At 59.0% G+C, this 26,017-nt stretch carries 32 protein-coding genes; 17 read left to right on the top strand and 15 right to left on the bottom strand.

What is annotated here, in order from left to right; genetic code table 11:
* Positions 1-81: 81 nt before the first annotated feature.
* Complete coding sequence (locus tag H9Q16_RS10510; protein WP_191076775.1) at positions 82-435, bottom strand: MmcQ/YjbR family DNA-binding protein; 354 nt, start codon at positions 433-435, stop codon at positions 82-84.
* Positions 436-565: 130 nt separating this feature from the next.
* Here H9Q16_RS10510 and H9Q16_RS10505 point away from each other — a divergent pair, with 130 nt between their 5' ends.
* Positions 566-1,249, top strand: a complete 684-nt coding sequence (locus H9Q16_RS10505; protein ID WP_191075388.1) for a DUF2161 domain-containing phosphodiesterase — start codon at positions 566-568, stop codon at positions 1,247-1,249.
* A 2-nt stretch (positions 1,250-1,251) separates the two neighbouring features.
* Here H9Q16_RS10505 and H9Q16_RS10500 read toward each other — a convergent pair whose 3' ends face one another.
* Positions 1,252-2,232, bottom strand: coding sequence for a TraB/GumN family protein (locus H9Q16_RS10500; RefSeq protein ID WP_191075387.1), 981 nt, complete (start codon positions 2,230-2,232; stop codon positions 1,252-1,254).
* Positions 2,233-2,467: 235 nt separating this feature from the next.
* On the opposite strand from H9Q16_RS10500, the gene groES reads away from it, so the two are divergent.
* Together groES and groL are read left to right on the top strand one after the other, a co-directional pair.
* On the top strand, positions 2,468-2,755 hold the full coding sequence (gene groES / locus H9Q16_RS10495; RefSeq protein ID WP_191075386.1) for a co-chaperone GroES: 288 nt from the start codon (positions 2,468-2,470) through the stop codon (positions 2,753-2,755).
* A gap of 86 nt (positions 2,756-2,841) precedes the next feature.
* Positions 2,842-4,488: a chaperonin GroEL gene (gene groL / locus H9Q16_RS10490; protein WP_191075385.1), complete on the top strand. Its 1,647-nt coding sequence runs from the start codon at positions 2,842-2,844 to the stop codon at positions 4,486-4,488.
* 86 nt (positions 4,489-4,574) lie between these two features.
* Here groL and H9Q16_RS10485 read toward each other — a convergent pair whose 3' ends face one another.
* A complete protein-coding gene (locus tag H9Q16_RS10485; RefSeq protein WP_191075384.1) occupies positions 4,575-5,018 on the bottom strand; it encodes a response regulator in 444 nt (147 codons plus the stop codon).
* A gap of 173 nt (positions 5,019-5,191) precedes the next feature.
* Here H9Q16_RS10485 and H9Q16_RS10480 point away from each other — a divergent pair, with 173 nt between their 5' ends.
* The 3 genes from H9Q16_RS10480 (at position 5,192) to H9Q16_RS10470 (ending at position 7,762) form a co-directional block, all read left to right on the top strand.
* On the top strand, positions 5,192-5,953 hold the full coding sequence (locus H9Q16_RS10480) for a sensor histidine kinase (RefSeq protein ID WP_191075383.1): 762 nt from the start codon (positions 5,192-5,194) through the stop codon (positions 5,951-5,953).
* Positions 5,954-6,170: 217 nt separating this feature from the next.
* Positions 6,171-6,836, top strand: coding sequence for a response regulator (locus tag H9Q16_RS10475; RefSeq protein WP_191075382.1), 666 nt, complete (start codon positions 6,171-6,173; stop codon positions 6,834-6,836).
* Between the two features lie 77 nt (positions 6,837-6,913).
* The gene (locus H9Q16_RS10470) at positions 6,914-7,762 is read left to right on the top strand and encodes a DMT family transporter (RefSeq protein WP_191075381.1); all 849 of its coding nucleotides are present in this window, start codon (positions 6,914-6,916) and stop codon (positions 7,760-7,762) included.
* Here the strand turns inward: H9Q16_RS10470 and H9Q16_RS10465 are convergent.
* Complete coding sequence (locus H9Q16_RS10465) at positions 7,728-8,183, bottom strand: NUDIX domain-containing protein (protein WP_191075380.1); 456 nt, start codon at positions 8,181-8,183, stop codon at positions 7,728-7,730. The genes H9Q16_RS10470 and H9Q16_RS10465 overlap by 35 nt on opposite strands.
* Before the next feature lie 75 nt (positions 8,184-8,258).
* On the opposite strand from H9Q16_RS10465, the gene H9Q16_RS10460 reads away from it, so the two are divergent.
* The gene (locus tag H9Q16_RS10460; protein WP_191075379.1) at positions 8,259-9,038 is read left to right on the top strand and encodes an alpha/beta fold hydrolase; all 780 of its coding nucleotides are present in this window, start codon (positions 8,259-8,261) and stop codon (positions 9,036-9,038) included.
* A complete protein-coding gene (locus H9Q16_RS10455) occupies positions 9,031-10,173 on the top strand; it encodes an alpha-D-ribose 1-methylphosphonate 5-triphosphate diphosphatase (protein WP_191075378.1) in 1,143 nt (380 codons plus the stop codon). Before H9Q16_RS10460 ends, H9Q16_RS10455 begins: the two co-directional genes overlap by 8 nt.
* Positions 10,174-10,213: 40 nt before the next feature.
* On the opposite strand, the gene H9Q16_RS10450 is transcribed toward H9Q16_RS10455, so the two are convergent.
* The 3 genes from H9Q16_RS10450 to H9Q16_RS10440 all read right to left on the bottom strand — a co-directional run bounded on the left by H9Q16_RS10450 (position 10,214) and on the right by H9Q16_RS10440 (position 12,065).
* On the bottom strand, positions 10,214-11,281 hold the full coding sequence (locus tag H9Q16_RS10450; protein WP_191075377.1) for a 5-(carboxyamino)imidazole ribonucleotide synthase: 1,068 nt from the start codon (positions 11,279-11,281) through the stop codon (positions 10,214-10,216).
* Positions 11,274-11,762, bottom strand: a complete 489-nt coding sequence (purE, locus tag H9Q16_RS10445; protein WP_191075376.1) for a 5-(carboxyamino)imidazole ribonucleotide mutase — start codon at positions 11,760-11,762, stop codon at positions 11,274-11,276. The genes H9Q16_RS10450 and purE overlap by 8 nt, the downstream gene beginning before the upstream one ends.
* A gap of 78 nt (positions 11,763-11,840) precedes the next feature.
* Positions 11,841-12,065: a YdcH family protein gene (locus H9Q16_RS10440; protein WP_191075375.1), complete on the bottom strand. Its 225-nt coding sequence runs from the start codon at positions 12,063-12,065 to the stop codon at positions 11,841-11,843.
* Positions 12,066-12,230: 165 nt separating this feature from the next.
* Between H9Q16_RS10440 and H9Q16_RS10435 the strand changes: the two genes are divergently transcribed.
* From H9Q16_RS10435 to H9Q16_RS10425, 3 genes are all read left to right on the top strand, one after another.
* Entirely contained in the window at positions 12,231-12,644 is a 414-nt protein-coding gene (locus H9Q16_RS10435; protein WP_191075374.1) for an Hsp20 family protein, read from the top strand.
* Positions 12,645-12,648: 4 nt separating this feature from the next.
* Entirely contained in the window at positions 12,649-12,867 is a 219-nt protein-coding gene (locus H9Q16_RS10430; protein WP_386259923.1) for a DUF1150 family protein, read from the top strand.
* An 86-nt stretch (positions 12,868-12,953) separates the two neighbouring features.
* Entirely contained in the window at positions 12,954-13,832 is an 879-nt protein-coding gene (locus H9Q16_RS10425; RefSeq protein ID WP_191075373.1) for a PhzF family phenazine biosynthesis protein, read from the top strand.
* Positions 13,833-13,890: 58 nt separating this feature from the next.
* Here the strand turns inward: H9Q16_RS10425 and H9Q16_RS10420 are convergent, their stop codons facing one another.
* Together H9Q16_RS10420 and trxB are read right to left on the bottom strand one after the other, a co-directional pair.
* Positions 13,891-15,891: a bifunctional sulfate adenylyltransferase/adenylylsulfate kinase gene (locus H9Q16_RS10420; RefSeq protein WP_191076773.1), complete on the bottom strand. Its 2,001-nt coding sequence runs from the start codon at positions 15,889-15,891 to the stop codon at positions 13,891-13,893.
* A gap of 236 nt (positions 15,892-16,127) precedes the next feature.
* Positions 16,128-17,138: a thioredoxin-disulfide reductase gene (gene trxB, locus H9Q16_RS10415; protein WP_191075372.1), complete on the bottom strand. Its 1,011-nt coding sequence runs from the start codon at positions 17,136-17,138 to the stop codon at positions 16,128-16,130.
* 274 nt (positions 17,139-17,412) lie between these two features.
* Here trxB and H9Q16_RS10410 point away from each other — a divergent pair, with 274 nt between their 5' ends.
* Positions 17,413-17,913, top strand: a complete 501-nt coding sequence (locus tag H9Q16_RS10410) for an Lrp/AsnC family transcriptional regulator (protein WP_191075371.1) — start codon at positions 17,413-17,415, stop codon at positions 17,911-17,913.
* Positions 17,914-17,922: 9 nt separating this feature from the next.
* Here the strand turns inward: H9Q16_RS10410 and H9Q16_RS10405 are convergent, their stop codons facing one another.
* The 5 genes from H9Q16_RS10405 to lgt form a co-directional block, all read right to left on the bottom strand.
* Positions 17,923-18,714 carry a Hint domain-containing protein gene (locus H9Q16_RS10405; RefSeq protein WP_246455706.1) on the bottom strand — a complete coding sequence of 264 codons (792 nt, stop codon included), beginning with the start codon at positions 18,712-18,714 and terminating at the stop codon, positions 17,923-17,925.
* Positions 18,715-19,013: 299 nt separating this feature from the next.
* Positions 19,014-19,157: a hypothetical protein gene (locus H9Q16_RS10400; protein ID WP_191075370.1), complete on the bottom strand. Its 144-nt coding sequence runs from the start codon at positions 19,155-19,157 to the stop codon at positions 19,014-19,016.
* Positions 19,158-19,297: 140 nt separating this feature from the next.
* On the bottom strand, positions 19,298-20,053 hold the full coding sequence (gene pgeF / locus H9Q16_RS10395; RefSeq protein WP_191075369.1) for a peptidoglycan editing factor PgeF: 756 nt from the start codon (positions 20,051-20,053) through the stop codon (positions 19,298-19,300).
* A gap of 7 nt (positions 20,054-20,060) precedes the next feature.
* Entirely contained in the window at positions 20,061-21,122 is a 1,062-nt protein-coding gene (locus H9Q16_RS10390; protein WP_191075368.1) for an SAM-dependent methyltransferase, read from the bottom strand.
* Complete coding sequence (lgt, locus tag H9Q16_RS10385; RefSeq protein ID WP_191076771.1) at positions 21,119-22,003, bottom strand: prolipoprotein diacylglyceryl transferase; 885 nt, start codon at positions 22,001-22,003, stop codon at positions 21,119-21,121. The genes H9Q16_RS10390 and lgt overlap by 4 nt, the downstream gene beginning before the upstream one ends.
* Positions 22,004-22,097: 94 nt before the next feature.
* Here lgt and H9Q16_RS10380 point away from each other — a divergent pair, with 94 nt between their 5' ends.
* The 5 genes from H9Q16_RS10380 to H9Q16_RS10360 all read left to right on the top strand — a co-directional run bounded on the left by H9Q16_RS10380 (position 22,098) and on the right by H9Q16_RS10360 (position 25,343).
* Entirely contained in the window at positions 22,098-22,346 is a 249-nt protein-coding gene (locus H9Q16_RS10380; RefSeq protein WP_191075367.1) for an accessory factor UbiK family protein, read from the top strand.
* A 332-nt stretch (positions 22,347-22,678) separates the two neighbouring features.
* Positions 22,679-23,179, top strand: coding sequence for a type III secretion system chaperone family protein (locus H9Q16_RS10375; RefSeq protein ID WP_191075366.1), 501 nt, complete (start codon positions 22,679-22,681; stop codon positions 23,177-23,179).
* Between the two features lie 70 nt (positions 23,180-23,249).
* The gene (proC, locus tag H9Q16_RS10370; protein ID WP_191075365.1) at positions 23,250-24,065 is read left to right on the top strand and encodes a pyrroline-5-carboxylate reductase; all 816 of its coding nucleotides are present in this window, start codon (positions 23,250-23,252) and stop codon (positions 24,063-24,065) included.
* Positions 24,058-24,396, top strand: a complete 339-nt coding sequence (locus tag H9Q16_RS10365) for a tRNA-binding protein (protein ID WP_191075364.1) — start codon at positions 24,058-24,060, stop codon at positions 24,394-24,396. The genes proC and H9Q16_RS10365 overlap by 8 nt, the downstream gene beginning before the upstream one ends.
* Positions 24,393-25,343: a 2-hydroxyacid dehydrogenase gene (locus tag H9Q16_RS10360; protein WP_191075363.1), complete on the top strand. Its 951-nt coding sequence runs from the start codon at positions 24,393-24,395 to the stop codon at positions 25,341-25,343. The genes H9Q16_RS10365 and H9Q16_RS10360 overlap by 4 nt, the downstream gene beginning before the upstream one ends.
* Here H9Q16_RS10360 and H9Q16_RS10355 read toward each other — a convergent pair.
* Positions 25,340-25,921 (bottom strand): thymidine kinase, encoded by a 582-nt coding sequence (locus H9Q16_RS10355; RefSeq protein ID WP_191075362.1) that lies wholly within the window; start codon positions 25,919-25,921, stop codon positions 25,340-25,342. The genes H9Q16_RS10360 and H9Q16_RS10355 overlap by 4 nt on opposite strands.
* Positions 25,922-26,017 lie beyond the last annotated feature (96 nt).

Raw genomic sequence — 26,017 nt, 5'->3', positions numbered from 1 at the left:
TTCCTTGCCTCGGGGTGCGTGATTTGCGGGCCTTATAGGCGGGGGTGTGAGGCTTGTCACCACCCGGCCTTTGCTTGGCTGTCAAAGCCCGAGTTCCGCGCGTTTGTTTGCCGTAAGCTTGGCGACGATCATATCGTAGGACGCCTTGATGTGATCCTGCAGACTGCCGTCTGGCAGGCCCGGTGGGGCATAGTGCTGGATCCATTTCAGCCCGCGCGAGGCCATGTAGGGCGCGGGGCGCAGGCCGGGTGCGTCTGACAGCACCTCGAAGGCCAGATCAGAGGCCTTGAAGGTCACGGTTGCGCCCGTATCGGCCATGCCGACAATTGCAAACACCTTGCCGCCGACCTTGTAGACATCCGCATTGCCCCACTGGACCACATGAGTTGTCTGGGGCAGGGCGGCGCAAAAGGCGCACAGGTCTTCGCGGGTCATCATGAGATGGTTCTAACGCAAACCGGGCTGGGGGTCAGTTATTTCTCGCGCTTTGCCGGCCTCTGTAAAGGGTCGGGTGCGCCTGCAACTCTTGCTTGGAGGGCCTGTGCAAATGGGGCAGTCTGCGTGCATGACCGCCAAGCCCCGTGAAACAGATCTTTATCCGCCGATCAAATCCTTTCTCGAGGATCAGGGCTATGTCGTGAAATCCGAAGTGGGGGCAGCGGACGTCGTGGCGCTGCGCGGGGCTGAGCCACCGCTGGTGGTGGAGCTGAAGCTGGGGTTTTCGCTGGCGCTGTTTCATCAGTGTATAGCGCGGCTCAGGGTAAGTGACGATGTCTATATGGCAGTGGCGCGACAGCCCGGTAAGCGGTTTGCCAAGACGTTGAAAGAAAACACGGCGCTGGCGCGGCGGCTGGGCTTGGGAGTGATCACTGTGCGACTGTCGGATGGTCTGGTCGAGGTGCTTTGCGATCCGGGGCCATATGCGCCGCGCAAGTCACTCAAGAGGACAAAACAGCTGTTGCGCGAATTCGCGCGGCGACAAGGTGACCCCAACGACGGGGGGCAGACGCGGGCAGGGTTGATCACGGCATACCGGCAGGATGCGCTGAAGCTGGCGGCCTACCTATTTGAGATCGGCGCGAGCAAGGGAGCAGATGTCGCGCGTGAGACCGGCGTGGCGACGGCCACGCGGGTGATGCGGGACAACCACTATGGCTGGTTCGAGAAGGTCGAGAAGGGTGTCTATGGTCTAACGCCTGCGGGGGCAGAGGCCGTTAGTGTCAGCGGCAGGGTGCTGGGCGCGCCCTGAACCTAAAAGGGTTGTCGCGACAAGGTGTACCCACGCTGGAACAGCAAATTCAGCACCCCATGGGTTCCGCCCAGATGGAGCGCGCCTGCCGCAACCACGATCACGTCGCCCTCAGCGGCCTCAATCGGTGTGATCCAGTTTTCGTTTCGCTGGCGCACGAGCAGATCCATGAAGTCATCAAACAGGGCGTCGAACTCTGCGGGCGGCAGATCGACCATCGGGCGCGTCGCCACTCTTGATACTTCCATCGATGCCATATGCTCTTCCTCGAAGTATTGCGCCTTCAGCGTAGCTGTTGCGTTCTCTGAAACCCTGTCTGGCAGCACGCCGAGTGTGAGGAGCGCGATCTGTTCTTCCAGCGGGTCGCGGGCAAAGAGATTGAAAACGGTTGTGAAAGGTTCCAGCGAAAGTGTCGGCACGCCCGCATCTTCCGCGATTTTCATCAACCTTTTGTCCAGGCCTTCGCCGCCTTTTTGCATCTCTTTTAGGGCGCAGGGCGACACCGACAGCAGCAGCGACAGATACCAGGGCTGAAACTTTGCCGCCATGAACGGGGGTATGCCGCGTGCCTTTGCGGCAGCGGCAAGGGCGTTCCAGTCTTCGGCGGGCATCAGGTCGATCAGGGTTTTTCCTGTCAGAAAGGCAAGATCCGGGTTGGTGGCCATTTCGCGCTCCAGCGCCTTTTGATCTGCGCTGTTTGCTTCGACCAGCAGGGTGTCCGCGCGTCGGATGACTGCCGCCAGCCTGCCGGCGACCTGCGGCATGCGGTCATCGTCGACGTGCATCGTGCCGATGATGTGGATCGTGCGGGTGCCTTTTGTGGCGGTCCAGTGGTTGCCTTGGGTGAAAGGTACGCCGTCGAGCCGGGCGGCAATTTCCGCGCGTTGTGCATCCGAAAGCTCGGGGCGTAGATCAACGCCGCCGCAGGCAGCCCAGAGCTGAAGCGGAACCAGCATCATCATGAGCATCGCCAGAATTCGCATTGCGTCCCTTTCCCCGAACCGGTACCTCGCGACAGTAGTCCAGTGCCGCGCGCAAGCAAAGCGGGTGCGGACCCTGAATACCCTCAATTTTTTGCCATCATCGTGTTGACAGCCTGTCACGTCGCGCTTAGCTATGCGCCGTTAGCACTCAGTCAAGTTGAGTGCTAATGGCTTACCTCTCGAACGGAGGGGAAGTCCGGGAGAAGAAACTTTGAGCCTTTAAGGAGCTGCAAAGATGGCATTGAAACCGCTTCATGACCGCGTGCTGGTAAAGCGCACCGAAAGCGAAGAGAAAACTGCGGGCGGGTTGATCATCCCCGATACCGCCAAGGAAAAGCCCTCTGAGGGTGAAGTTGTTGCCGTTGGCGACGGCGCACGCAAGGACAGCGGCGAGCTGATTGCACCGTCTGTCAAGGCGGGTGATCGCATCCTGTTCGGCAAGTGGTCGGGCACAGAGGTGACCGTTGATGGCACCGAGATGCTGATGATGAAAGAAAGCGACATCATGGGGATCCTGTCCTGACAGGCAAGCCGGGCTGAAGCCCGGCCTACGGGGTTTCTGCCCCGACCATGAAGTCTCAAGAAATTCCAATCTAATGGAGAAGTTAAATGGCTGCTAAGGACGTCAAATTCGACACCGATGCGCGCAACAAGATGCTCAAGGGTGTGAACATCCTTGCCGATGCCGTGCGCGTCACACTGGGCCCCAAGGGCCGCAACGTGGTTCTGGACAAATCTTTCGGCGCACCGCGCATCACCAAAGATGGTGTATCCGTGGCGAAAGAGATCGAGCTTGAGGACAAGTTCGAGAACATGGGCGCGCAGATGGTCAAAGAAGTGGCTTCGCGCACCAATGACGAAGCAGGCGACGGTACAACAACCGCCACGGTGCTGGCCCAGGCCATCGTCAAGGAAGGCATGAAATCCGTTGCCGCTGGCATGAACCCCATGGACCTCAAGCGCGGCATTGATCTGGCGACTTCCAAAGTCGTCGAAGCGATCAAGGCAGCGGCGCGTGAAGTTTCCGACAGCGACGAAGTCGCGCAGGTTGGCACCATCTCTGCCAACGGCGAAGCGGAAATCGGTCGTCAGATCGCGGACGCGATGCAGAAGGTCGGAAACGAGGGTGTGATCACCGTCGAGGAAAACAAAGGTCTGGAAACAGAGACAGACGTCGTCGAAGGCATGCAGTTCGACCGCGGCTACCTGAGCCCTTACTTTGTCACCAACTCCGACAAGATGACAACAGAGCTGGAAGACGCCATCATCCTGCTGCATGAGAAGAAGCTTTCTTCGCTGCAGCCCATGGTGCCGCTCTTGGAGCAGGTCATTCAGTCGCAAAAGCCGCTGTTGATCATTGCAGAGGATGTTGAAGGCGAAGCGCTGGCCACACTCGTTGTGAACAAGCTGCGTGGTGGTCTGAAAATTGCTGCTGTGAAGGCACCTGGTTTCGGCGATCGCCGCAAGGCGATGCTGCAGGACCTTGCCATTCTGACCGGCGGTCAGGTGATCTCTGACGATCTGGGCATGAAGCTTGAGTCCGTGACAATGGACATGCTGGGTTCGGCCAAGAAGGTCTCTATCACCAAGGACGAAACCACTGTTGTGGATGGTGCCGGTGAGAAGGCCGAGATCGAAGCACGCGTTTCCCAGATCCGCACTCAGATCGAGGAAACCACATCTGACTACGACCGTGAGAAGCTGCAGGAACGCGTTGCCAAGCTTGCCGGTGGTGTTGCTGTCATCCGCGTTGGTGGCATGACCGAGGTTGAAGTCAAAGAGCGCAAAGACCGCGTTGATGACGCACTGAACGCGACACGTGCCGCTGTTCAGGAAGGCATCGTCGTTGGCGGTGGTGTTGCACTGGTTCAGGCTGGCAAGAAGCTTGAGGGCCTTGAAGGTGCAAACAGTGACCAAAGCGTCGGCATTACCATCGTGCGCAAGGCACTGGAATCGCCGTTGCGTCAGATCGCCGAGAACTCCGGCGTTGATGGCTCCGTTGTGGCGGGCAAGATCCGTGAAAGCGATGATCTGAAGTTCGGCTTCAATGCGCAGACCGAGGAATATGGCGACATGTTCAAGTTCGGCGTCATTGACCCAGCCAAGGTTGTCCGTACTGCCCTGCAGGACGCAGCCTCCATCGCAGGTCTGCTGATCACCACCGAAGCCATGGTTGCCGACAAGCCAGCCAAGGACGGCGGCGGTGCCGCTGGTGGCGGCATGCCCGACATGGGCGGCATGGGCGGCATGATGTAATCAGGGGTAACCCTGCACATCAGCTTGAAAGTTTCGAAGGGCGCGCCGATTGCGGCGCGCCCTTTTCTGTGCCGGTCAGGGGGCGTTTAGCGCAATTCTTCTGGTTGAAGAGAGCCTTGATAGACGGCTTTCTGCGCGCCAAAGTGTTGTTCGAGACTCTCGTATGGTCTGTCCTTGTGCAAATGGCCGGTGACATGTGGGCTGTTCGCCTGTTCCACGCGTTGAGGGATTTCAACGCCCGAAGAGATCAGCACGCGCAGATCCACCAAAAGGGGATCGTCTCGGATCGCTTCAAGAAACTCCAGGCCGCCCATGCGTGGCATGTTGAGATCAAGGATCACAAGATGTGGGCAAAGGGGCACGCCGCTGGCCTTTTCCGTTGCCAGATATGACAGGGCGTCGATGCCATCGTGGCAGATGTGCACGTCGTTGCGGACCGCAAGTTTGCGCAGGGCGCGTTGCAGGGCCATGACGCTGACGCGATCATCCTCGATGATGAGGATCTTATAGAATCCAGGTAGTGGCGGCACAATGGACATCCTTTTAAAGGTGGCGACAGGCCTGCTGCCACGCAAGAAACGGATCTAGCCCTTACGGCTTAACAACGCTTTAAATCCATTCATCAGAACGGGATGCGGGGCATTAAGCAAAATGCAACAGTGCGCGCGGTAAGGTCTGCAGGATTTTCCCCGCGAGGCTCCACATGATCCGTCCTTCTGTCGATTTGGATAAGACGACCGCCCCCCAACCCGAGCCGGCGGAGGGGAATGTCGCCGAACAGGCTTCATCAGATATTGATGACTTTATCTATTTGATCAGCCACGACGTGCGCGCATCCGTCCGTGCCCTGTTGGAATTGCCGCAATGGATCGCCGAAGATCTGGAGGTGGCCGGGATCAAGGTTGATGGAACCCTTGCCACATCAATTGAACTGATGAACCGCCATACCGGCCGGCTGGACCGGATGCTGGTGGACCTGCTTGCCTTTTCCCGCGTCGGCCGCTTGCAAGCCACACAAGAGCTGGATCTTCGGGCCGCCGTAGAAGAAGTGCTGGAAGAGATGCGCATTCCAGCCGGGTTTCATGTTCGGCATGATCTGGCGGGCCTCACCGTGATGATTGGCAACCGCGATTTGCCCACGTTGCTGAGCGCGCTTATCAGCAATGGGATCAAGCACCATCACGCAGACACAGGCAATATCACTGTGTCTGCGCAGGCGAAGGGCGATCAGGTCGTGATCCGCGTTTGCGATGACGGACCGGGGGTGGAAGAGAGATTTAACAAAAGGATCTTTGCGCCGATGACCACGCTGCGGCCCCGCGACGAGGTTGAAGGCAGCGGCATGGGCCTTGCGACAGTGCGCAAGATCGCAACGCACTACGGAGGCAGTGCGCGGCTGCTGGCCGCCCCGCACGGCAAGGGCACGTGTGTGGAAGTACGCTTGCCCGCCGCACGTCAATATTAGGGCCGGGCAATCTTTAGACCAGACAACGTCGTGTCGACATTTCAACTCAAATGGTCATCATGTATCGGCGCCTCACATGCCCGCTGTGCGCCAACTGAAAGGTCGGTGAAATTGGCTTAAATGTGGGTCAGATTGCACGTGTTTCGTCAGCGCCTGTTAACTTTTTGGCACGGCCTCTTTGTCATCTTCGGAGGACAGGAATGTAAGAGGTGTGAGAATGTTTCAATCGGTGCCCCTGGAAAATACCACGTTGACGGACTTCCCGCATGCGACCTCCGTGCGCGCGCTTTTGTTGGATGACAGCAATTTCGACCGCGCCCGGATCAGACGACTAAGCCAGAAGGCGGATATGGCGATCGACCTTGATGAGGTCGGTACCATCGCTGAACTCGATTCAGCCGTGAAGGAAAACAAGTATGATCTGATCATGATCGACTACCGATTGCCGGTCGGCGACGGCATGGAGGCGCTGCAGCATGTGCTGGACGACCCCAGAAACGCGTCTGCGGGCAAGATCATGATAACGGGGGATGCAGCGGTAGACACCGCTGTGCGCGCCATGCGGGGCGGATGCCACGATTTTCTGACAAAAGAAGATATGGACGCCCCCGCGCTGAATCAGGCGATGCTCAATGCCATGACGCTGGCCCGTCAACGACAAATGCAAGAGCTTCAGTCCGCGCACCAGCGGGAGATCATCCGCGAGGGTCTGGTTGCGGCCCTTTCCGATGCTGAAGTGCAGGGCAATGTTGTCTCATTGGTGCGCCAGCAGTTGCTAAAGACCCTGCCGGACAGGCCACGGTTGATGAACGTAATGGACCCCGGCGACGTGGATATGTTACTGGCCGGGTTCTCGGACGAGGATGAGTTCATTTTTCACTGATCTGATAAAGGCGTGGGCCGAAGAACATCAGCCCATTGCCGCTTGGCGTCAGGTGGTGCAGCGGCTAAGCCTTTGGCATGCGCCTGATCGTTCTGACCTGCCTGACAATGATGGCCTTTGCGTCAAATTCCATCCTGACCCGTCTGGCCATCGACGGGGGCCATATTGATGCGTCCCGTTTTACACTGGTGCGTGTGGCTGCGGGCGCGTCGGTTCTGGCGCTGTTGATCGCTTTGCGCGGTGGCGGCCTGCCGTTGTTGCGACGCGACCGGTTACCAGGAGCGATCAGTCTGGCGGTTTATATGGTTGGATTTTCGCTGGCCTATCTGACATTGGATGCGGGCCTTGGAGCGTTGATCCTTTTCGGCGTCGTTCAGATTGCAATGTTTGCCCATGGCGCGCTGAAAGGGAATGCGCCGACGGGCCGTCAAATGACAGGCGCGGGGATCGCCTTTGGTGGGCTATTTCTTGCGCTTTGGCCCGGGCCAGGGGGGGCTGCGGACCCGGTGGGAGCGGGGTTGATGGTGCTTGCCGGGCTGGGGTGGGCTGCATACACGATCATAGGCAAGCGTTCGGCTGACCCGCTGGCGGCGACGGCCGCGAACTTTCTTTTGTGTCTGCCAATCGTTGTCGTCATGCTGCTGGGTGCGGGCGGCACGATCAGCAATACTGGCGTGGCGCTGGGTATCCTTTGTGGCGGGGTGACCTCGGGGCTGGGCTATGCACTATGGTACACGGTTCTGCCAAAACTGGAGGGGGCGACGGCGGCAATCGTTCAGCTGAGCGTGCCAATCCTTGCTATTGTCGCCGGTGTGCTGTTTCTGGATGAGCCTTTGAGCCTGCTTCTGGTGCTTTCTGCGGCGATGGTGGTTGGCGGAATTGCCTGGGCGATCACCGCACGATCGGTTCGAGCGGATCATAACTGATCACAGTGTCTGCGTCGAATGCAACGGCGCCCAGACTATCGGGCTTGTGCGGCAGGGTGCGCAGCTCGTCCCGGGTCACCCAGCGGCGATCATGAACAATCGCTTCGGCATCCTGCCAGGCCGGATCGATTTTGGCTGAGCCTTGCAGCGTACAGCGAAAATAGATGTCGATCTGATGAAAATCACCGTAGGGATCGTGGAATTCATTGACCAGACAAGGCGCGCCGACGGTGACGCGCAATCCTGTTTCCTCATGGATTTCACGTTGCAGGTTGTCGGGCAGTGACGCGCCGGGTTCAACCCCGCCGCCGGGCGCGCACATCAGGCCAAGACGACCATCCGCATAGGCGTTGACCATCAGCAGCTTTTGCGCGTGCACCAGTATGGCGCGCACAGCGATCCGCGGCGGTTTTCGGCCCATGTTCGTGATCTTTCGCAAGGTTATCTGCGCTGCAGCATTTCACATGTGGCGGTTTCAGTCTATCTCAGGAGGATGATGTGGCGTGCAATATCCCTGTCCGTGCTGTTGCTTGCGATGGCGCTGCCTGTTCAGGCGGCTGAGCGGTGCGTTATCCTGTTGCACGGGCTGGCGCGGACAGAGACATCATTTGCCTTGATGGAAGCCGCGCTTGAAACCGAAGGGTACCGAGTTGTGCGCCCGGGCTATCCCTCGACCGAAGCGCCGATCGAGGAACTGGTCAAACGAACCTTGCCTGACGCTGTAGCGGACTGCGGCACAGAAACTGTCGATTTCGTGACCCACTCCATGGGCGGTATTCTGGTGCGGCAATGGGTGGCTGATGTGGGCCCGGACCGCGTGGGCCGGGTGGTGATGCTGGCCCCGCCAAACCGGGGCAGTGAGGTTGTTGATGAATTGAACGATCTTGCAGGGTTCGACTGGATTAACGGACCCGCGGGACTGCAGATGGGAACAGGCGAGAATTCGTTGCCGCGCAGTCTGCCACCGGTGACTTTTATGCTGGGTATTATTGCGGGCACGCAATCGCTCAATCCTTATTTTTCGTCCATCCTTCCGGGGGCGGATGACGGCAAGGTGTCGGTGTCTTCGACCATGGTTGCGGGGATGAACGATCATATCGTTCTGCCCGTAACCCATACCTTCATGATGAATAACCCACGTGTGATCGCGCAGACGATGGAGTTTCTCAACAATGGAACCTTTGATCGCAACATGACCTGGATCGGTGGCGTGCTGGATTCCGTCGGCTGCGAAGATCTGGAATGCATCACCGGATCCGAGGACAGCGATGATTGATCTTGACCTGACGGGGGCCGAGATCCTGTTGCCTGACGGACTTGCGCACGGCAGGCTGTCCTTTGAGCGGGGCAATATTGTGGATGGCCCTGTGGGGCGGGCTGTTGATCTGACCGGGTACATGGTCCTGCCGGGCATCATCGATCTGCACGGCGACGGGTTCGAACGGCACCTGGCGCAGCGACGCGGCGCCATGAAGCAAATGGATCAGGGTCTGGTCGCCACCGAAGCCGAGCTAGCCGCCAACGGGATTACCACAGCCATGTTGGCGCAATTCGTCAGCTGGGAAGGCGGTATGCGGGGGCTTGAGTTTGCAGAGCAGGTGTTTGCGGCGATTGAGGCAACAGCACCCACGCTGGTAACAGACATCCGACCGCAACTGCGGTTCGAGACGCATCTGCTGGCGCTCTATGAGGATTTGCCGGGACTGATCGAAAAGTGGCGTATTCCCTACATCGTCTTTAACGATCATTTGCCACATGATCGGCTGGCCGCTGGCAAACCTCCGCGTAGCTTGAATGGTCAGGCGCTAAAGGCGCGGCGAAGTCCTGAAAAACATCTGGCGTACGTGCAAAGCCTGCACGAACGCCGGGCAGAGGTGCCCGCCGCGCTTGACGCACTCTGCGCGCGGCTGCCGGGCGAGGGGCTTCGGAAGGGCAGCCATGATGACACCACCGCAGAGGGGCGTGCCGCATGGCGCACGCGCGGCGTGCAGATCGCCGAGTTTCCAGAGACGACGGAAGCCGCCGAGGCAGCGCATCTGGCGCAGGATGGAGTTGTACTGGGCGCACCAAACGTGGTGCGCGGGGGATCACACAAAGGCAACATGTCTGCGGTAGAGGCCATTTGCATGGGCTATTGTGATGCCATCGCGTCGGACTATCATTATCCCTCGCCCCGACGAGCCGCCCTGATGCTGGCTGATACCGGCGTGCTGGACATGACGGGGGCCTGGGGCTTGATCTCAACCGGGCCTGCACGGGTCTTGGGTTTGACCGATCGGGGTTCGTTGGAAATTGGCAAGCGGGCGGATTTTGTCGTGCTGGAGGCGCAGTCGCGGCGCGTGGCGGCAACCTTTGCAGGTGGTGCGGTGTCTTACATGTCTGGGGACATTGCAGGGCGGTTCGTGGGTTGAGCTGTCGGATTTGAGTTTACTTGAAAGATGAAGAGGTGCGTCAGCGCGAGATGCGGTTGACGTGACCCATCTTGCGGCCCGGTTTGGTTTCTGCCTTGCCATAGAGGTGGAGTGCGGTGTCGGCCGCGCGTGCGAGTGCGGGCACGCGGTCCATGTCGTCGCCGATCAGGTTTTCCATCACCACATCGGCATGGCGCGTGCCGTCGCCCAGCGGCCAACCGGCGATCGCACGGATGTGCTGCTCGAATTGATCCACGGTGCAGCCATTCTGTGTCCAGTGGCCTGAGTTGTGCACGCGCGGTGCGATTTCATTCACGATAAGCTGACCGTCGGCGACGAATAACTCGACACCCATCACGCCGATATACTCAAGCGCATTCAATATCTTGGCGGTCAACAGAACGGCGTCTGTCTTTTGTGCACTGCTCAGACGTGCAGGCACGGTGGTAGTATGCAGAATGCCGTTCCGGTGGACGTTTTCGCCGGGATCAAAGCAGGCGACATCGCCTGAAGGGCCACGTGCGGCGATGACCGATACCTCAAAGTCGAAGTCAACGAACCCTTCCAGAATGGCAGGCGCATCCTGCATGTCGGCAAGGGCCGCATCGGCGTCCTGGGGGGTCTTGAGGCGGGCCTGCCCCTTGCCGTCATAGCCAAAGCGACGAGTTTTGAGGATCGACGGCGTGCCCACCGTATTCATGGCCTGCGTCATGGCGGCGGCATCCGGGATATCGGCGAAGGGCGCGACTGTCAGCCCAAGATCCTGCAGATAGTTCTTTTCGGTGAGGCGGTCCTGGGACACCCGCAAGGCTTCGCGACCCGGGCGGATGAGGGCGTGCGCCTCGATCACGTCAAGCGCGGAGGTCGGGATGTTTTCGAATTCGAAAGTGACCACATCGCAGGCTTTCGCAAAGCGGGTCAGGGCGTCGATGCCTTCGTAGCTTGCGGTGGTCACTGCATGTGCGACATCGCCAGCGGGCGGCTTGGTGCCCGGCTCAAAGATGTGGCATTTGAAGCCAAGGCGTGCTGCGGCGACGGACAGCATCCGGCCCAACTGACCGCCGCCCAAGATGCCGATGGTGCTGCCAAGCGGGAGCGGGTCAGTCATCGCTCGGATGCTCCGGGATTGATGCGCTGAGAGAACTGCGCCAAGAATCCAGGCGTTCGGCCAGTTCGGTGTCGTGCAAGGCCAGAATGCTGGCCGCCATCAGCGCACCATTCGCGGCTCCCGCTGAACCGATGGCCATCGTTGCCACGGGATATCCCTTAGGCATTTGCACAATGGAATAAAGCGAATCGACGCCCGAGAGCGCCTTGGTCTGCACCGGCACCCCGATGACGGGCACGCGGGTTTTTGACGCCATCATGCCGGGCAGGTGCGCCGCACCGCCTGCGCCGGCGATGATCACCTGCAAGCCGCGCGAAACGGCTGTTTTCCCATATTCCCAAAGCCGGTCGGGCGTGCGGTGGGCAGAGACGATGCGCTTTTCATACGTGATGCCAAGGTCATCAAGCAGACTGGCGGCCTCTCGCATGGTGCCCCAGTCTGATTGCGATCCCATGATGATGCCGACGGAGGGATGGGTCATGATTTTCTGGCCTCAGGCTCGGAGAAGAAGCGCGCACTATAGACAAGGCGCGGCCCTTGGCAATGCGCGCGTGATGGCTCAGGCAATGATATCGGGGGTCAGGCGATCTTCGATGACGGCGATCATGTCTTTGAGCTTGAGTTTGCGCTTTTTCAACCGCTTGAGCGTCAGTTGATCAGCCGTACCGCGTTCTGTGAGCGCGTGAATCGCATCATCCAGATCGCGATGCTCACGCCGAAAGACCTCAAGCTCGACGCGCAGGACCTCATCGGTTTTCATGGACAGATCGCTGGGGGCGTTCATTTGTGGCGTGATTCCCGAAAGTTGATCGAACCTGTAATATAAGCGTTAGGCATCTTCTCGCATAGCCCTTGCATGGGTCGCCCATGTTTCCCATATTTAGATCAAGGGTCGCCGATCACGGGGCCAAAAATCTGACTGTCGCTTGAGATGATAAGGACGTGTCGCATGACGAAACTGACGCTTGCTTCCTATCCCCATATGCTGGGGTTTGAGCAGCTTGAGAGGGTGCTGGAACGCACCGCCAAGGGTGGCAATGAGGGCTATCCTCCTTTCAATATCGAACAGACCTCCGACTTTAGCTATCGCATCACGCTCGCGGTGGCCGGGTTTTCGGAACAAGACCTGTCCATAACAGTTGAAGACAGACAGTTGGTCATTCGCGGTCGGCAGACTGACGACAGCGCAGGCCGGGTATATCTGCATCGTGGTATCGCCGCGCGACAGTTCCAACGTTCGTTTGTTCTGGCCGATGGTGTCGATGTGGGCGAGGCGCAGATGGAAAACGGTTTGCTGCATGTCGATCTGACCCGCGCCGAACCGGAAACCGTGGTTCAGACGATCAAGATCAAGAAAGGGTAAAGCGATGGAAATGATGACATCCCAAAGCGCAGACCGGACGGTTTACGTCAAGACAATCGATGTGATCGATCTGCCCCGCGAAGTGCGTGAGCAGGCAGAAGGGCTTGAGCAGATCTATGCCGTGCACGACTCAGCCGGTCAGCAGCTGGCCTTGGTGGGCGATCGTAAGCTGGCGTTCGCGCTGGCCCGCGAGCATGATTACGCGCCTGTATTGGTACATTAATCCGCTTGGGTCACGGCCCCAGCCGCACTAGAAACAACAGGGAGGCCGCAGACATGTCTGCGGCCTTTGTTGTTTTCAGGAGGCCAATGATGCAATTCGAATTCGATTGGGTGGATGCGTTTACCGATAGGCCCTTTGGCGGAAACGGGTGCGCTGTCGTCCATGGTGGTGCGGTCCTGAGCGATGAGATTTGCATGAACTACGTGCGTGAGACGTCGCTGGTGGAGTGCACCTTTACCGGTCCATCGGATATCGCGGACGTTCACGTGAAATACTATCTTGCCAGCCGGGAAATACCGTTCGCGGGTCATCCGACCCTGGCCACCGTGGCAGCTCTATTGCACCGCAAGAAGATTGCGCCCGGCCTTCTCACGCTTGAGACCGGCGCGGGGATTGTGTCGGTGGATGTGGCCGATGGTCTGATCACCATGACACAGGTTGCGCCCGTGTTCGGCCAGACCGTTCCGCCGGATATTGTGGCCGCCGTTGGCGGGATCCGGGCAGAAGATATCGTGGGCCAGCCGCAGGTCGTGTCCACCGGCCTGCCTTTTTGTATCACGGTCCTCAAGGGGCGTGATGTGCTGGACCGGGTGGCGATCGATCCTGAAGGGTTGGCCGCCTATGCCGCACACCTTGGGCAGGATGGCATTGATATCATGGAGCCCTTCTGGGTGACGCTTGATGGTGCAACGGGCCAGGGGTATACCTATGCGCGCCTCTTGCTGGCGCCACCCAGCCCGCCAGAGGACCCGTTTACGGGATCCGCAAGCGGGGCCATGGCCGCCTATCTCTGGGCGCATAATTTCATTGATGCCCCGGCCTTTGTCGCAGAACAAGGGCACGGAATGGGCAGGCCCGGCCAGGCACAGATCGAAGTGCTGGGTCCCAAGGATGCGATCACCGGGGTCAAGGTTGGCGGGCACGGCATCGTCATGATGTCCGGTCAAGTCTTCTTGCCAGATTGATGATGTGCAAAACGCAGCCCGAAATTGGGCTGCGTTCTTGGTCGTTTTTCGAAGGTAATCAGCCCGCGATCAGACCCATCGACTCAAGCTTTAGCAAGACCTGATGGGCGCAGTTGTCCACATCCACATTCTCTGTCTCTACGCTCAGCTCAGGGTTCTGAGGAACGTCATAGGGATCTGAAATGCCTGTAAATTCCTTGATTTTCCCGGCCCGCGCAAGCTTGTACAGGCCTTTGCGATCACGGCGTTCGCATTCTTCAATCGAGGTGGCTACATGGACTTCCACGAAAGCACCAAACGCTTCGATATCCTCGCGCACCGCGCGGCGCGTCGTGGCATAGGGTGCGATCGGCGCGCAGATGGCGATACCTCCGTTTTTCGTGATTTCAGAGGCCACATATCCAATCCGCCGGATGTTGAGGTCGCGGTGTTCTTTGGAAAAGCCAAGCTCTGAACTGAGGTTTTTGCGGACGATATCGCCGTCCAGCAAGGTCACCGGGCGGCCGCCCATCTCCATCAGCTTTACCATCAGCGCATTGGCAATGGTTGATTTGCCAGACCCAGAGAAACCCGTGAAGAACACAGTGAAGCCTTGCTGGCTGCGGGGGGGACGGGTGCGGCGCAGTTCCCTGACGACTTCCGGGAAGGAGAACCATTCAGGAATTTCCAGACCTTCCTGCAGACGACGGCGCAATTCAGTGCCCGAGATATTGAGGATGGTGACGTTATCCTTGTCTTCAATCTCGTCAATTGCTTCGTATTGCGCGCGCTCATCGACCCAAACCATATGTTTGAAGTCGACCATCTCGATGCCCATCTCCTCCTGATGCGCACGGAACAGATCCTGCGCGTCATAGGGGCCATAAAAATCGTCCCCGTTTGAGTTCTTGCCGGGGCCTGCGTGGTCGCGGCCAACGATGAAATGGGTACAGCCGTGGTTCTTGCGAATGAGCCCGTGCCAGACGGCTTCCCGCGGGCCTGCCATGCGCATGGCAAGGTTTAGCAGGCTCATGTTGGTGGTGGCGGCGGGATATTTGTCCAGCACCGCCTCATAGCAACGCACACGGGTGAAATGGTCTACATCGCCGGGCTTTGTCATCCCGACGACGGGATGGATCAGCAGGTTCGCCTGTGCCTCGCGTGCGGCACGGAACGTCAGTTCCTGATGCGCGCGGTGCAGCGGATTTCGGGTCTGGAAGGCCACAATGCGGCGCCAGCCCACCTTACGGAAATAGGCGCGCAATTCGTTTGGCGTGTCCCGGCTGCCGCGGAAATCGTAGTGTACGGGCTGCTGGATGCCCACAACAGGTCCGCCCAGATAGATCTTGCCCGCCTGATTGTGCAGATAGTTCACCGCAGGATGTGCGCTGTCATCGGCGCCAAAGACCTGCGCGGCCTCGTGCGCCTTGTTGGGCTCCCAGCGGTCGGTGACGGTCATTGTCGCAAGGATCACGCCTTCCTGATCGCGCAGGGCGATATCCTGGCCGATCTCGAGCGTGCCGGCAAACTCGTCGGAAACGTCCAGCGTGATCGGCATCGGCCACAGCGTGCCATCCGCCAGCCGCATGTTGTCGACCACACCGTTGTAATCCTCTTCGGTGAGAAATCCTTTCAAGGGGTTGAACCCCCCGTTCATCAGCAGCTCAAGATCGCATATCTGGCGCGGGGTCAGATCGTGGCTGACAAGATCTGCAGCCTCAACCTTCAGCTTTTGTGCTGAATCGTATGAGACATAGAGCTCCGGAATGGGGGCAAGATTGTTTTCCATCAGTGTAGTCCTGTTATGGGGCGGCACCTGGCCGCTGGATGTGCCGGTGAGTTCCGCATGCAATGCGTCATATTCCGCGAATTTTCGGGCAAGAAACCGATCGGTGAGACGCGCCTTTTCAGTCGCGCCCTTGCGCGTCAACATGTACGACACCCGTTGTCGTCGATCCGTGCTGTCCCGCTCGCTTGTTTGAATGAAGCCATGGGCGATGGCAGACTTGAGTTCCCCGTTAAGCCGCCCAAGCGACACGCCAATCGCTGTGGATAGCGCACGCTGAGAGGCATTCGGCATCAGATCAATCTGACGCAGAAGGCGGAAAAGCGTGTCTTCCTCTGGTGTTATGAGGGGTGTCTTGCGGGTGGACACTTTAACGGGCTCACGATGTGTTCATTCGTGAGCGCATCTAGCAAAAAAAGTTTGTTCAGAAAAGAACAAACTTTGTGGTCGGCTGAAAAGGTGTCCGATGCGCAACGGCTTTGTGTTCGCCACCCCCAGCGTCAATGCCAGCGCCTTGGACGGCGCGCGGTTCAGGCCTCGACTTTCGCGCCGTACCCCAAGGGCTCCGCATGGTCTTTGCCACCTGCGACCTCAACATCCTCGCCCTGCTCTGCCAGAAACCGCTCTGCTTCCAGCGCGGCCATACACCCCATACCAGCAGAGGTCACTGCCTGTCGATACGTGTGATCCGTCAGATCGCCAGCGGCAAACACGCCGGGAATCGACGTTTGAGTGCTGTCGGGTTTGGTCACCACATAGCCGCCCATGTGGGTTTCCAGCACGTCTTTGACCAGTTCATTGGCAGGGGCATGACCGATGGCGATGAAAACGCCCTTTGCGGGTATGTCGGTGATTTCACCGGATTTGACGTGCCTGGCCTTGACGCCTTCCACCCCCAGCGGGCTGTTCGTGCCATAGACTTCTTCCAATGTGTGATCCCATAGCGGTTCAATCTTTGGGTTTTTCATCAACCGGTTAATAAGGATCTTTTCGGCGCGCAATTCATCACGGCGATGGATCAGGGTGACCTTGGAGGCAAAGTTGGTCAGAAACAGGGCTTCTTCCACAGCCGTGTTGCCACCGCCGACCACCACAATCTCCTGACCGCGATAGAAAAACCCATCGCAGGTCGCGCAGGCCGACACACCAAACCCCTTGAACTTTTCTTCGCTCTCCAAACCCAACCATTTTGCACGCGCGCCTGTCGCCAGGATCACCGCATCCGCCACGTAGGTGGTGCCGCTGTCGCCAGTGGCATGAAACGGCCGCGACGACAGATCAAGATCGGTAATAATGTCACCGATGATTTCGGTTCCCATGGCCTTGGCATGCGCTTCCATCCGGATCATCAGATCGGGACCCTGCACTTCGGTATCGCCGGGCCAGTTTTCCACTTCGGTAGTTGTGGTCAGCTGGCCACCGGGCTCGATCCCCTGGACAAGAATGGGTTCCACCATCGCACGGCTGGCATAAACCCCGGCCGTATAGCCTGCGGGGCCTGAACCGATGATAAGAACCTTGGTTTTACGTGTCTCAGCCATGACAAGCCCCCGGGCGTAAAGTTAAAGTGCAGCCCCGCTGATATAGACGCTGAACGAAGACGCTTAAACCCCCAACCCTGCTTCACCCTTTCTCAAATACCTAATCCCGGCGCCACCGCATGCGCGCGGTCTGACGTGCGTCGAACCACCGGCAAGGAGCGTCAAAATTTTTGGAAAATTTTGCCCTGCCAGAAAGAATCTTGCGCTTGTACGAAACAATATTGCGCACCTATCGCCGACTGCTATAAGAATCGCAAATTCGGGAGGGACACGAATGGCTGGCACACGGCTCGACCCCATAGATCGCAAAATACTGGCAGAACTGCAGTCGGATGGGCGCATGACCAATGTGGAATTGGCCAAACGCGTGGGCATATCGGCACCGCCTTGCCTACGCCGTGTCCGAACCCTAGAGGAACAGGGGTATATCAAGGGCTACCATGCCGAGATCGACGCACGGGAATTGGGTTTCGAGGTTCAGGTTTTCGCCATGGTGGGTCTCGCCAGCCAGGCAGAAACGGATCTCAGCCGGTTCGAAGAGAAATGTCGCGCCTGGCCTCTTGTGCGCGAGTGCCACATGCTCAACGGTGAGGTGGATTTCATCCTCAAATGCGTCGCTCCCGACCTGAGCAGCTTTCAAAGCTTTTTGACGGGAGAGCTTCTGACCACGCCAAATGTTGAAAGCGTCAAGACCAGCCTTGTCATCCGCGGCTCAAAAGACGACCCCGGCGTGCCGTTCGACGTGCTGGAAAAGCGCCTCGAAACGTCGGCCTGATACCTCTGCTCAGCTCAGCTCGTCTCCGGCGTCTTGTTCAGGCGCACGTGGATGCGCGAGCGGGCCAAAATCCGTCATATGACTGATCCGCGGGAACATGCCCAGAAACCGGTCACGCATTGAATGGGAGACGCTGCGCGCTGAATTTGCACCGGGATGAAAGGTCTCCATCTCGATGCCGCCAGCCTGAATGGCCGCGTGTCGCGTAAGGCACAGATGGAACAGACGCACCGGCGTGGGCGGCACAACTTCGATCACATTGACCCCATCGACCAAAGCGCGTGCGGGCGTCAGCATCTGGGTGCCCCCCGCCTCGCCACGCAGGTGGTGTGGTGTGTGCAATACCCGTGCACCAGGACCGACGGTCAAAAAGGAACTGGGGCGGTTTTGGCCAAAACTGTCCGGCATAATGCGGATCAGCGGCATTCTGCGTCCGGCATCTGCGGGCACAAAGTTGGAGGAGCCGATCCAAATCAGCTGCGCGGGCTCTCCCGTTGAGGTCTGGATCATATCCCCCGGCTGCAGATCTTCGACCGCGACTTCGCCGTCGGCGGTCTGGATCAATGTGCCGCGTGCAAAGGCTGAATAAGCCGATTCAAAGAACGGGAGCGCCGGCGCGCGGTCCTGTCCGATGAACACAGAGCCGTCCGCGCGCAACGCGGCAACCTCATAGCTGCGCGTAGGCACTTGTTGCGCCGAGCGGGGGTCGTCAACGTTGTCTCTGGTCACGCTGAGGCCATAGCCTGAGGGTGTTTTGGAAAATGTCATTTGGCGCGGGGCCGTGGCAGCATCAAGTGTCATACGAAAACCTTCGATCTTCGGTGTCACGTCCGTGTCGGCCCCACCGACAACGCGGAAATCACGTTTCTATCGTCATTCCTTGTCTTTGATGACACCTAAATCGACATGATCGGGTGCGATTGTCAAAGTTTGGGAGACATTGAGCCGTTGCACCGGGCCAATTTTGTGCAAATTCGCCTTTTTGTTTCCGCATTGGCCGCCCGGACTGCCACAATTGCACAAACAAGAACCCCCGCCCGAATCAACGGGCGGGGGTCTTGAACTCAAACCAGATGACTGACTAAGGGGTCTGTTCCAGTTCAGGCGGACTTGCGGGTCTGGGCTTCGGCGTTTCGCTTGGCGATAAAGGCGGCACGGCGTGCGCCGCGCGTCCAGGGCATCGGGGGATTTGCTTTCGCGGCCACCTCGACCACGTTTTTAATGAATCGCGTGCCTGCTTTCATCTCTGTCTTCCTCAATCGTTTCTGCGCGGCTTTTGCCTTTGCTTAGAAACAATATGGCGGTCCAATCGGGCCGCTTTTGGGCGAAGAAAAGGTTTTTAGGAACCCAGCGGCATCCATGCGGCTGGCAATTGTGGCAGCCGTCAAAGACTGATCGCGGCGATCAGGCGACCATAGTCTGCTTCTTTTTCATGCACCGTGCGGCGGTACGAATAGAAGCGCCCGGGATCGCTGTAAGTGCAGTGCCGGGTCCATTCGGCATGACCAACACCAGCATTCCGCAATTGACTGAGACCAAAGCCGGGCAGGTCGAACTGCAATCGGTCTCCTTCACCTTGAACGAAAAAGCGTGCGTACTCGTGATCTTCTGCCAGGAACGCATCCATGAATTCCGGTCCAACTTCGTATGCGCGTTGGCTGATGGAAGGGCCGATCACCGCGGTGATCGCACCGCGGGCAGCGCCAAGATTCTCCATGGCGGCGACTGTCGCCTCAAGAACGCCGTCAAGCGCGCCGCGCCAGCCCGCATGCGCGGCACCAATGACACCTGCTGTGGTATCTGCAAAAAGCACGGGCTGGCAATCTGCCGTCAGAACAGTCAGCGCCAGACCGGGTGTTGAGGTAACGAGGCCATCGGCGCGGGGTTTTTCGGCCATCGGACCCGTCACGGTGATCACATCTGCGGAGTGCACCTGATGGACCCCCGCCAAATGGTCCACCTGCACGCCCATCGCATCGGCGACACGCGCTCTGTTGATTGCGACGATGTCTTTTTGATCGGTGCTGCCCGTACCGCAATTAAGGCCCGTAAATACCCCTGACGAAGCACCGCCGCGGCGGGTAAAGAACCCATGGCGCACGTCAGCCAACGCGTCTGAGGTGAGAATCTCCAGTGTCATCCAGCGATCACGGCTCCAATCCGGGGGGAGGGGGGCACCCTTGTGGATAGAGCCCCATCACCTTGAACAGGTTTCCCATTTCTTCCGGGTGCGTCAACCGCCGATGCGCGGCGATATGTTGATCCAGTGCGGGACCCCTGAGGTTTTCGGCAAGCGATTGGGCCCGCGCGGTGATGCCCAGGCGCTCCAGAAAAACGCCCTGGGGCGTGATACGGGTATGCCGGCAAGCGTCGCTGGCCTGCGTCAGCGCCTCGAAATCAACATGGGCTGTCAGGTCGGCGTGTCCGGGTGCCGCAAGCGGATCGGTGGCTTCATGCCCGCGCACAGCCTGAAAGGTATCGCCCAATGTACGCCAGTCGCCATAGTCGATGATGATGCCCGCGCCGCCATTTCTGGCGATCAGCCCCGCAATTTGCCCCACGGTTGCCGTGGCGGGAGCGCAGGTTTCAACCAGATCGCCCTCCTGGGTGTCTTCAAGGCGGTCCTGCAGCGCAGGTTGCGGCAGGACTGGGCCCAGCCCAAATGTGAGCGTTCCGTCCGTCGCCCCCACCTGCCGTTCGCGCCACTGAGTGCCGTTACGCACGAACTGGCGGATGGGCAGGGCATCGAAGAATTCATTGGCGAGCAGGTAAAGGGGCTGGTCGGGCAGTTTTTGCAGGTCGGTGATCCAGCTGACGGTGTGATCTTTCAGTGCATCGTACTGTTGGCGCTGAAGGGCGGGAGATGCCTCAAACAACGTGATCTCGGCGGCTTTGGCGAAACCGGGAACCCGACTTGTTGCACGCAAGGCATCCGCCATCAGGGTTCCGCGTCCGGGCCCCATTTCAGCCAGAGTAAACCGGGGCGGCGCGCCCTGATCCATCCAGGCCTGCGCAAGCGCCAGTCCAAGGAGTTCGCCAAACATCTGGCTGATCTCCGGTGCTGTGATGAAATCCCCGTTCTGACCGAACGGCGCGCGGGTTGTGTAATACCCAAGCGTCGGGTGCAGCAGGCAGGTGGACATATAATCATCCAGACGCATCGGGCCACTGGCCGCGATGCGGGCAAGGATATGTTCCTTGAGCGTCACCTCTGCTTGTTGGCGCGCAGCACGAAGTAGAGGCCGACCAACACCATCGGAATGCACAGAAGCTGACCCATGGTCAGCCCAAAGCCCCCCATTTGCAGCGCAAGTCCAAGGGGGTTGCCGTCGCTGATGAACTGCGCGTCGGGCTGGCGAAAGAATTCGACAAGGAAACGGGCGATGCCGTAGCCCATCAGGAAAGTCCCGCCGATCAGCCCTTGGCGTTTGAGTGCACCACGCCGCCATGCCATCCAGATCAGCAAGCCACCCAGCACCAACCCTTCGAGCAGGGCCTCGTAAAGTTGCGACGGGTGGCGCGCGCACAGGCCCACCACGTCGGGGCAGTACTGTGCTGCCTGCGTGGGAAAAATCACGCCCCATGGCACATCGGTAGGCCGGCCCCAAAGTTCCGCATTGATGAAGTTCGCGACGCGTCCCAGAAACAGACCGGGAGCGAGCCCAAGTGCCACCATATCGCCCGTTGATGTGGGGTCTAAATGATGGCGTCTGGTAAAGAGGTAAAATGCCAGCAAGACACCGATGGCCCCGCCGTGAAAGGACATTCCGCCTTCCCATACGGCGAGCACCCGAAGGGGGTCGGAAAGGTAGCTGCCAAGTTGGTAGAAGAGGACATACCCCAGGCGTCCACCCAAAATGACGCCGAGGATTACCCAGAAAAACAGGTCTTCGACTTTCGCAGGTTCCATGACCGGCGTATCATTGCGCCAAAGTCTTGGCGTCCGCACAGCGCGCACAACGATCCGCCAGCCGAGGATCATGCCAACGATATAGGCCAAGGCATACCAGCGCAGCGCGAAGGTCATGCCAAACAGGGTGATCGAGAAGATCTCGGGCGAAATGTCGGGAAATGGAAGCGCGGCAATCATGGCGACGATTGAGCGCGGCTGGCAAGGGAAGTCAACCTTGCCCAGACGGCGCCGCGCCCCCATATAGAGGATAACAGCGAGATCGGAGAGACCCATGCAGACCCGTAACAAGATATTCGACGACATCGGCCAGATGATGACCAATGCCATGGGCGTGGCCCAGGGCGCCAAGGAAGAGGCGGAAAATGCCATGAAAGGCATGATGGACCGCTGGCTGGCTGATCGCGACTTTGTCACGCGCGAAGAATTCGACGCCGTACGCGCAATGGCGCAGAAGGCGCGCGAGGAAAACGATGCGCTCAAGGCGCGGCTGGACGCGCTTGAGGGCAACAACAGCGACTGACACGCAGTCCGTTTGTTAAGGAAAAGTTAACGCGAGGCACCCTGAATGCACTTTCGGGGCGCCCGACTTTGCGGAGTTGAATAAGACTCCGAAAACATTTTGCAATCAAGCCCTGTGTGTAAATTCTTGTGTGCTGATGCAGCTTGCCCACAAGATATTGCAGTTATCCTCAATCAATTGTGGTTATCCCCAAGAAATGGGGTTGTCAGGCTTTGTCAAAGGTCGCACCATATCTTGTAGAGGGCGCTGGGGTTGCCCACGCTCTCTTGTACAGGCGAATAGGTCTTGGGGTCCGTTAGAGACGTCAGGCCGGGACAGAAAAGAGGTGGCACATGGCCCTGAGCGAGCATTACCTTGAAGACGACATTCACCCCATCGACATCGTGGAGCACCTGGCGGCCCACCACGAGTGGGACTTTGACCGCATCTCGGACGAGCAGATCGCGATGGCGGTTGAGGGGCAGTGGCGCACCTATTCCCTGACACTGGCGTGGTCCAGCTATGATGAAACACTGCGGTTGGTCTGCACCTTCGAGATGGAGCCGCCAGAGGAAAAACTGCCGGGTCTTTATGCGCTGTTGAACGATGTGAACGATCAGTGCTGGGCCGGTGCTTTCACCTATTGGGCCGAGCAGCAGATGATGGTCTATCGCTATGGTCTGGTGTTGTCAGGCGGGCAGGATGCGAGCCCCGATCAGATCGACACGATGATCCGCGCCGCGGTATTGAGCGCCGAGCGGTATTACCCCGCGTTGCAACTGTTGGTCTGGGGCGATCGAACGCCCAAGGAAGCGCTTCAGGTTGCGATTGCAGAGGCCTACGGCCACGCCTGACGCATTGGCGGTTTTCGCAGACCCCGAAACGATCTAACAGTATCCCCCGAAGCCATTCGGGGGATTTTTTATGCAAGACACACGGATAGCAAATCAGGGGCTGGTGCTGCTGGGGTGTGGCAAGATGGGGTCGGCGATGCTGGCAGGCTGGCTGGCAAAGGGGCTGCCGCCTGCGTCCGTCTGGGTTATCGATCCAAAACCGTCGGATTGGCTGCGTACGCAGGGGATCAACCTGAACACCGATCTGCCCACGGCGCCAGCCATCGTGCTGGTCGCGGTCAAGCCGCAGATGATGGCGGACGCGCTGCCGACTTTGCAGGCGATGGGCAATGGCGACACGCTTTTTGTCAGCGTGGCGGCTGGGATCACGATTGGAACCTTCGAAGAAATTCTTGGGGCGGGCACCCCCATCGTGCGCTCCATGCCAAACACACCGGCAGCGATTTCAAAGGGCATTACGGCGATTGTGGCCAATGACGTGGCGGGGGATACGGCGCTGGATGAGGCAGAGTTGTTGCTGAGCGCGGTGGGGCAGGTCGTGCGCCTGACATCCGAGGATCAGATCGATGCGGTGACGGGTGTCAGCGGCTCTGGCCCGGCCTATGTGTTCCACATGATCGAAACCTTGGCAGCGGCCGGCGAAGCGCAGGGATTGCCTGCGCAGATGGCGCTGCAATTGGCCAAGGCGACGGTTGCCGGTGCTGGTGCGCTGGCAATGGCGGCAGAGGATGACCCCGCTCAGTTGCGGATCAACGTTACCAGCCCCAATGGCACCACCCAAGCCGCGCTGGAGGTGTTGATGGACCCGGAAAATGGTTTTCCGGCCTTGCTGGAACGTGCCGTGAAGGCCGCAACCGACAGGTCAAGGGAGTTGGCCCGTGGATAACCTCAGCTTCGACGACTTTCTCAAGGTCGACATTCGCGTCGGCACTGTTGTCCGGGCCGAACCGTTCCCGGAAGCGCGCAAACCTGCGATCAAGCTTTGGGTGGATTTTGGCGGTGAGATCGGAGAGCGCAAGACTTCAGCCCAGATCACGGTGCATTATGACCCTGCCACGCTGATCGGGCGACAGGTTATGGCTGTTGTTAACTTTCCACCACGCCAGATCGGGCCTTTCATGTCCGAAGTGCTGGTGCTGGGGGTGCCGGACGACGACGGTGCGATTGTCCTGCTCAGCCCTGACAGCAAGGTTCCTGACGGTGGGCGGATGCATTGATGAAACTCCTTGTTACACGTCCCCTGCCCGACGCCGTGCTGGCGAACCTGGTCGAATTCGAGCTCACCGTGCGGTCAGAGACGCATCCGCTGTCACATGACGAATTGGTCGGAGCGTTGCGCGGCTATGACGCCGTTCTGCCCACCTTGGGGGATGCGTTTTCAGCGGATGTGATTGGTCAGGTGTCCGCGCCCCGGTGCAAGATCCTTGCCAACTTTGGCGTGGGCTACAATCACATTGATACAGCGGCGGCAAAGGCCGCCGGTATCCTCGTGACCAACACGCCGGGTGCCGTGACAGATGCAACCGCGGATATTGCCATGACGCTGATGTTGATGTCTGCGCGGCGTGCCGGTGAGGGCGAGCGGCTTGTGCGATCAGGTGATTGGGAGGGGTGGCATCCGACGCAGATGCTGGGTCTCCACCTCAGTGGCAAGACGGTGGGCATCGCTGGCATGGGCCGGATCGGTCAGGCGATTGCGCGCCGCTGTCACTTTGGCTTTGGCATGCGTGTGAAATATTTCAATCGCAGCGCTAAGAAACTGGATTTTCCCGCAGAAAAGGTTGCCAGCCTGAGCGACATGGCCCGTCAGGTCGATGTGCTTGTGGTCGCGGTCCCGGCAAACCCGGACACCAAACACATGATCGATGCCGACGTCCTGTCAGCGATGCAGTCCCATGCCCGCCTGATCAATATTGCCCGGGGCGATATTGTGAACGAAACCGCGCTGATTGCGGCGCTTGATGCAAATCAGATCGGTGGTGCGGGGCTGGATGTCTATGAATTCGAACCGCACGTGCCCGAGGCGCTGCGCCGCCTTGAGAATGTGGTGCTGTTGCCGCATCTGGGCACATCAGCCTTGGAAGTGCGCGTGGACATGGGGCGGATGGCCGCAGAAAATCTTCAGGCGTTTCGGGCAGGTCAGACACCACCCAACGTGGTTTAACGGTCGCCCACGGCCTCGCGCCAATGGCGACGACATAGGGAGACATAAGTCTCGTTTCCGCCAATCTGCACCTGTGCGCCATCGCGCAGCACCTTGCCGTCGCTGTCCTGTCTGACAACCATGGTCGCTTTCTTGCCGCAGTGGCAGATTGTGCGGATCTCGCGCATCTCGTCGGCCAGCGCGAGCAGCGTCGCAGAACCGGGAAAAAGGCGCCCCCGGAAATCGACGCGCAAGCCAAAACACATGACCGGCACGCCCAAATCATCGACCGCGCGGGCCAGTTGCCAGACCTGTTCTTCTTCCAGAAACTGGGCTTCGTCTATGAACACGCAGGCACATGGTCTCTGATCCAGGCGCTTTGCGATCTTTGAAAACATATCTTCGCTGGTGGCGAAAGTGTCCGCGTCCTTGCCGATCCCGATGCGAGACCCGATACGCCCTTCGCCTGCGCGGTTGTCGAATTGTGCGGTAATCAGATAAGGTACCATGCCGCGTTCCACATAGTTGTGAGCGGCCTGCAAAAGCACGGTCGATTTGCCTGCATTCATGGTGGAGTAGTGGAAGTAGAGTTTTGCCATGGCCAGGGTGTTACCGGGGCGGTGTCAGTCGATCAAGGTCGTACATCAAAGGGTGCGTGCGATCTGCTGCCGGGTTTCCGGCCCGTGGTGCCCCGT

The organism is Sulfitobacter aestuariivivens, from assembly GCF_014763045.1.
Lineage (GTDB): Bacteria > Pseudomonadota > Alphaproteobacteria > Rhodobacterales > Rhodobacteraceae > Sulfitobacter > Sulfitobacter aestuariivivens.
The sequence above is the reverse complement of the archived record's forward strand: the minus strand, read 5'-3'. Positions and strand labels throughout refer to the sequence as shown.

Excerpts from the sequence above, each read along its gene's own strand:
- H9Q16_RS10405 (WP_246455706.1), bottom strand. The coding sequence starts at position 18,714 with ATGACACTTGATGCTGCCACGGCCCCGCGCCAAATGACATTTTCCAAA.
- proC (WP_191075365.1), top strand. The coding sequence starts at position 23,250 with ATGCAAGACACACGGATAGCAAATCAGGGGCTGGTGCTGCTGGGGTGT.
- H9Q16_RS10430 (WP_386259923.1), top strand. The coding sequence starts at position 12,649 with ATGGAAATGATGACATCCCAAAGCGCAGACCGGACGGTTTACGTCAAG.
- H9Q16_RS10470 (WP_191075381.1), top strand. The coding sequence starts at position 6,914 with ATGCGCCTGATCGTTCTGACCTGCCTGACAATGATGGCCTTTGCGTCA.
- H9Q16_RS10380 (WP_191075367.1), top strand. The coding sequence starts at position 22,098 with ATGCAGACCCGTAACAAGATATTCGACGACATCGGCCAGATGATGACC.
- groL (WP_191075385.1), top strand. The coding sequence starts at position 2,842 with ATGGCTGCTAAGGACGTCAAATTCGACACCGATGCGCGCAACAAGATG.
- H9Q16_RS10355 (WP_191075362.1), bottom strand. The coding sequence starts at position 25,921 with ATGGCAAAACTCTACTTCCACTACTCCACCATGAATGCAGGCAAATCG.
- H9Q16_RS10435 (WP_191075374.1), top strand. The coding sequence starts at position 12,231 with ATGACGAAACTGACGCTTGCTTCCTATCCCCATATGCTGGGGTTTGAG.
- H9Q16_RS10455 (WP_191075378.1), top strand. The coding sequence starts at position 9,031 with ATGATTGATCTTGACCTGACGGGGGCCGAGATCCTGTTGCCTGACGGA.
- lgt (WP_191076771.1), bottom strand. The coding sequence starts at position 22,003 with ATGATTGCCGCGCTTCCATTTCCCGACATTTCGCCCGAGATCTTCTCG.
- H9Q16_RS10505 (WP_191075388.1), top strand. The coding sequence starts at position 566 with ATGACCGCCAAGCCCCGTGAAACAGATCTTTATCCGCCGATCAAATCC.
- H9Q16_RS10480 (WP_191075383.1), top strand. The coding sequence starts at position 5,192 with ATGATCCGTCCTTCTGTCGATTTGGATAAGACGACCGCCCCCCAACCC.
- H9Q16_RS10510 (WP_191076775.1), bottom strand. The coding sequence starts at position 435 with ATGACCCGCGAAGACCTGTGCGCCTTTTGCGCCGCCCTGCCCCAGACA.
- pgeF (WP_191075369.1), bottom strand. The coding sequence starts at position 20,053 with ATGACACTGGAGATTCTCACCTCAGACGCGTTGGCTGACGTGCGCCAT.
- H9Q16_RS10410 (WP_191075371.1), top strand. The coding sequence starts at position 17,413 with ATGGCTGGCACACGGCTCGACCCCATAGATCGCAAAATACTGGCAGAA.
- H9Q16_RS10420 (WP_191076773.1), bottom strand. The coding sequence starts at position 15,891 with ATGCCGAATGCCTCTCAGCGTGCGCTATCCACAGCGATTGGCGTGTCG.
- purE (WP_191075376.1), bottom strand. The coding sequence starts at position 11,762 with ATGACCCATCCCTCCGTCGGCATCATCATGGGATCGCAATCAGACTGG.
- H9Q16_RS10475 (WP_191075382.1), top strand. The coding sequence starts at position 6,171 with ATGTTTCAATCGGTGCCCCTGGAAAATACCACGTTGACGGACTTCCCG.
- H9Q16_RS10440 (WP_191075375.1), bottom strand. The coding sequence starts at position 12,065 with ATGAACGCCCCCAGCGATCTGTCCATGAAAACCGATGAGGTCCTGCGC.
- trxB (WP_191075372.1), bottom strand. The coding sequence starts at position 17,138 with ATGGCTGAGACACGTAAAACCAAGGTTCTTATCATCGGTTCAGGCCCC.
- H9Q16_RS10450 (WP_191075377.1), bottom strand. The coding sequence starts at position 11,281 with ATGACTGACCCGCTCCCGCTTGGCAGCACCATCGGCATCTTGGGCGGC.
- H9Q16_RS10375 (WP_191075366.1), top strand. The coding sequence starts at position 22,679 with ATGGCCCTGAGCGAGCATTACCTTGAAGACGACATTCACCCCATCGAC.
- groES (WP_191075386.1), top strand. The coding sequence starts at position 2,468 with ATGGCATTGAAACCGCTTCATGACCGCGTGCTGGTAAAGCGCACCGAA.
- H9Q16_RS10425 (WP_191075373.1), top strand. The coding sequence starts at position 12,954 with ATGATGCAATTCGAATTCGATTGGGTGGATGCGTTTACCGATAGGCCC.
- H9Q16_RS10400 (WP_191075370.1), bottom strand. The coding sequence starts at position 19,157 with ATGAAAGCAGGCACGCGATTCATTAAAAACGTGGTCGAGGTGGCCGCG.
- H9Q16_RS10465 (WP_191075380.1), bottom strand. The coding sequence starts at position 8,183 with ATGGGCCGAAAACCGCCGCGGATCGCTGTGCGCGCCATACTGGTGCAC.
- H9Q16_RS10500 (WP_191075387.1), bottom strand. The coding sequence starts at position 2,232 with ATGCGAATTCTGGCGATGCTCATGATGATGCTGGTTCCGCTTCAGCTC.
- H9Q16_RS10460 (WP_191075379.1), top strand. The coding sequence starts at position 8,259 with ATGTGGCGTGCAATATCCCTGTCCGTGCTGTTGCTTGCGATGGCGCTG.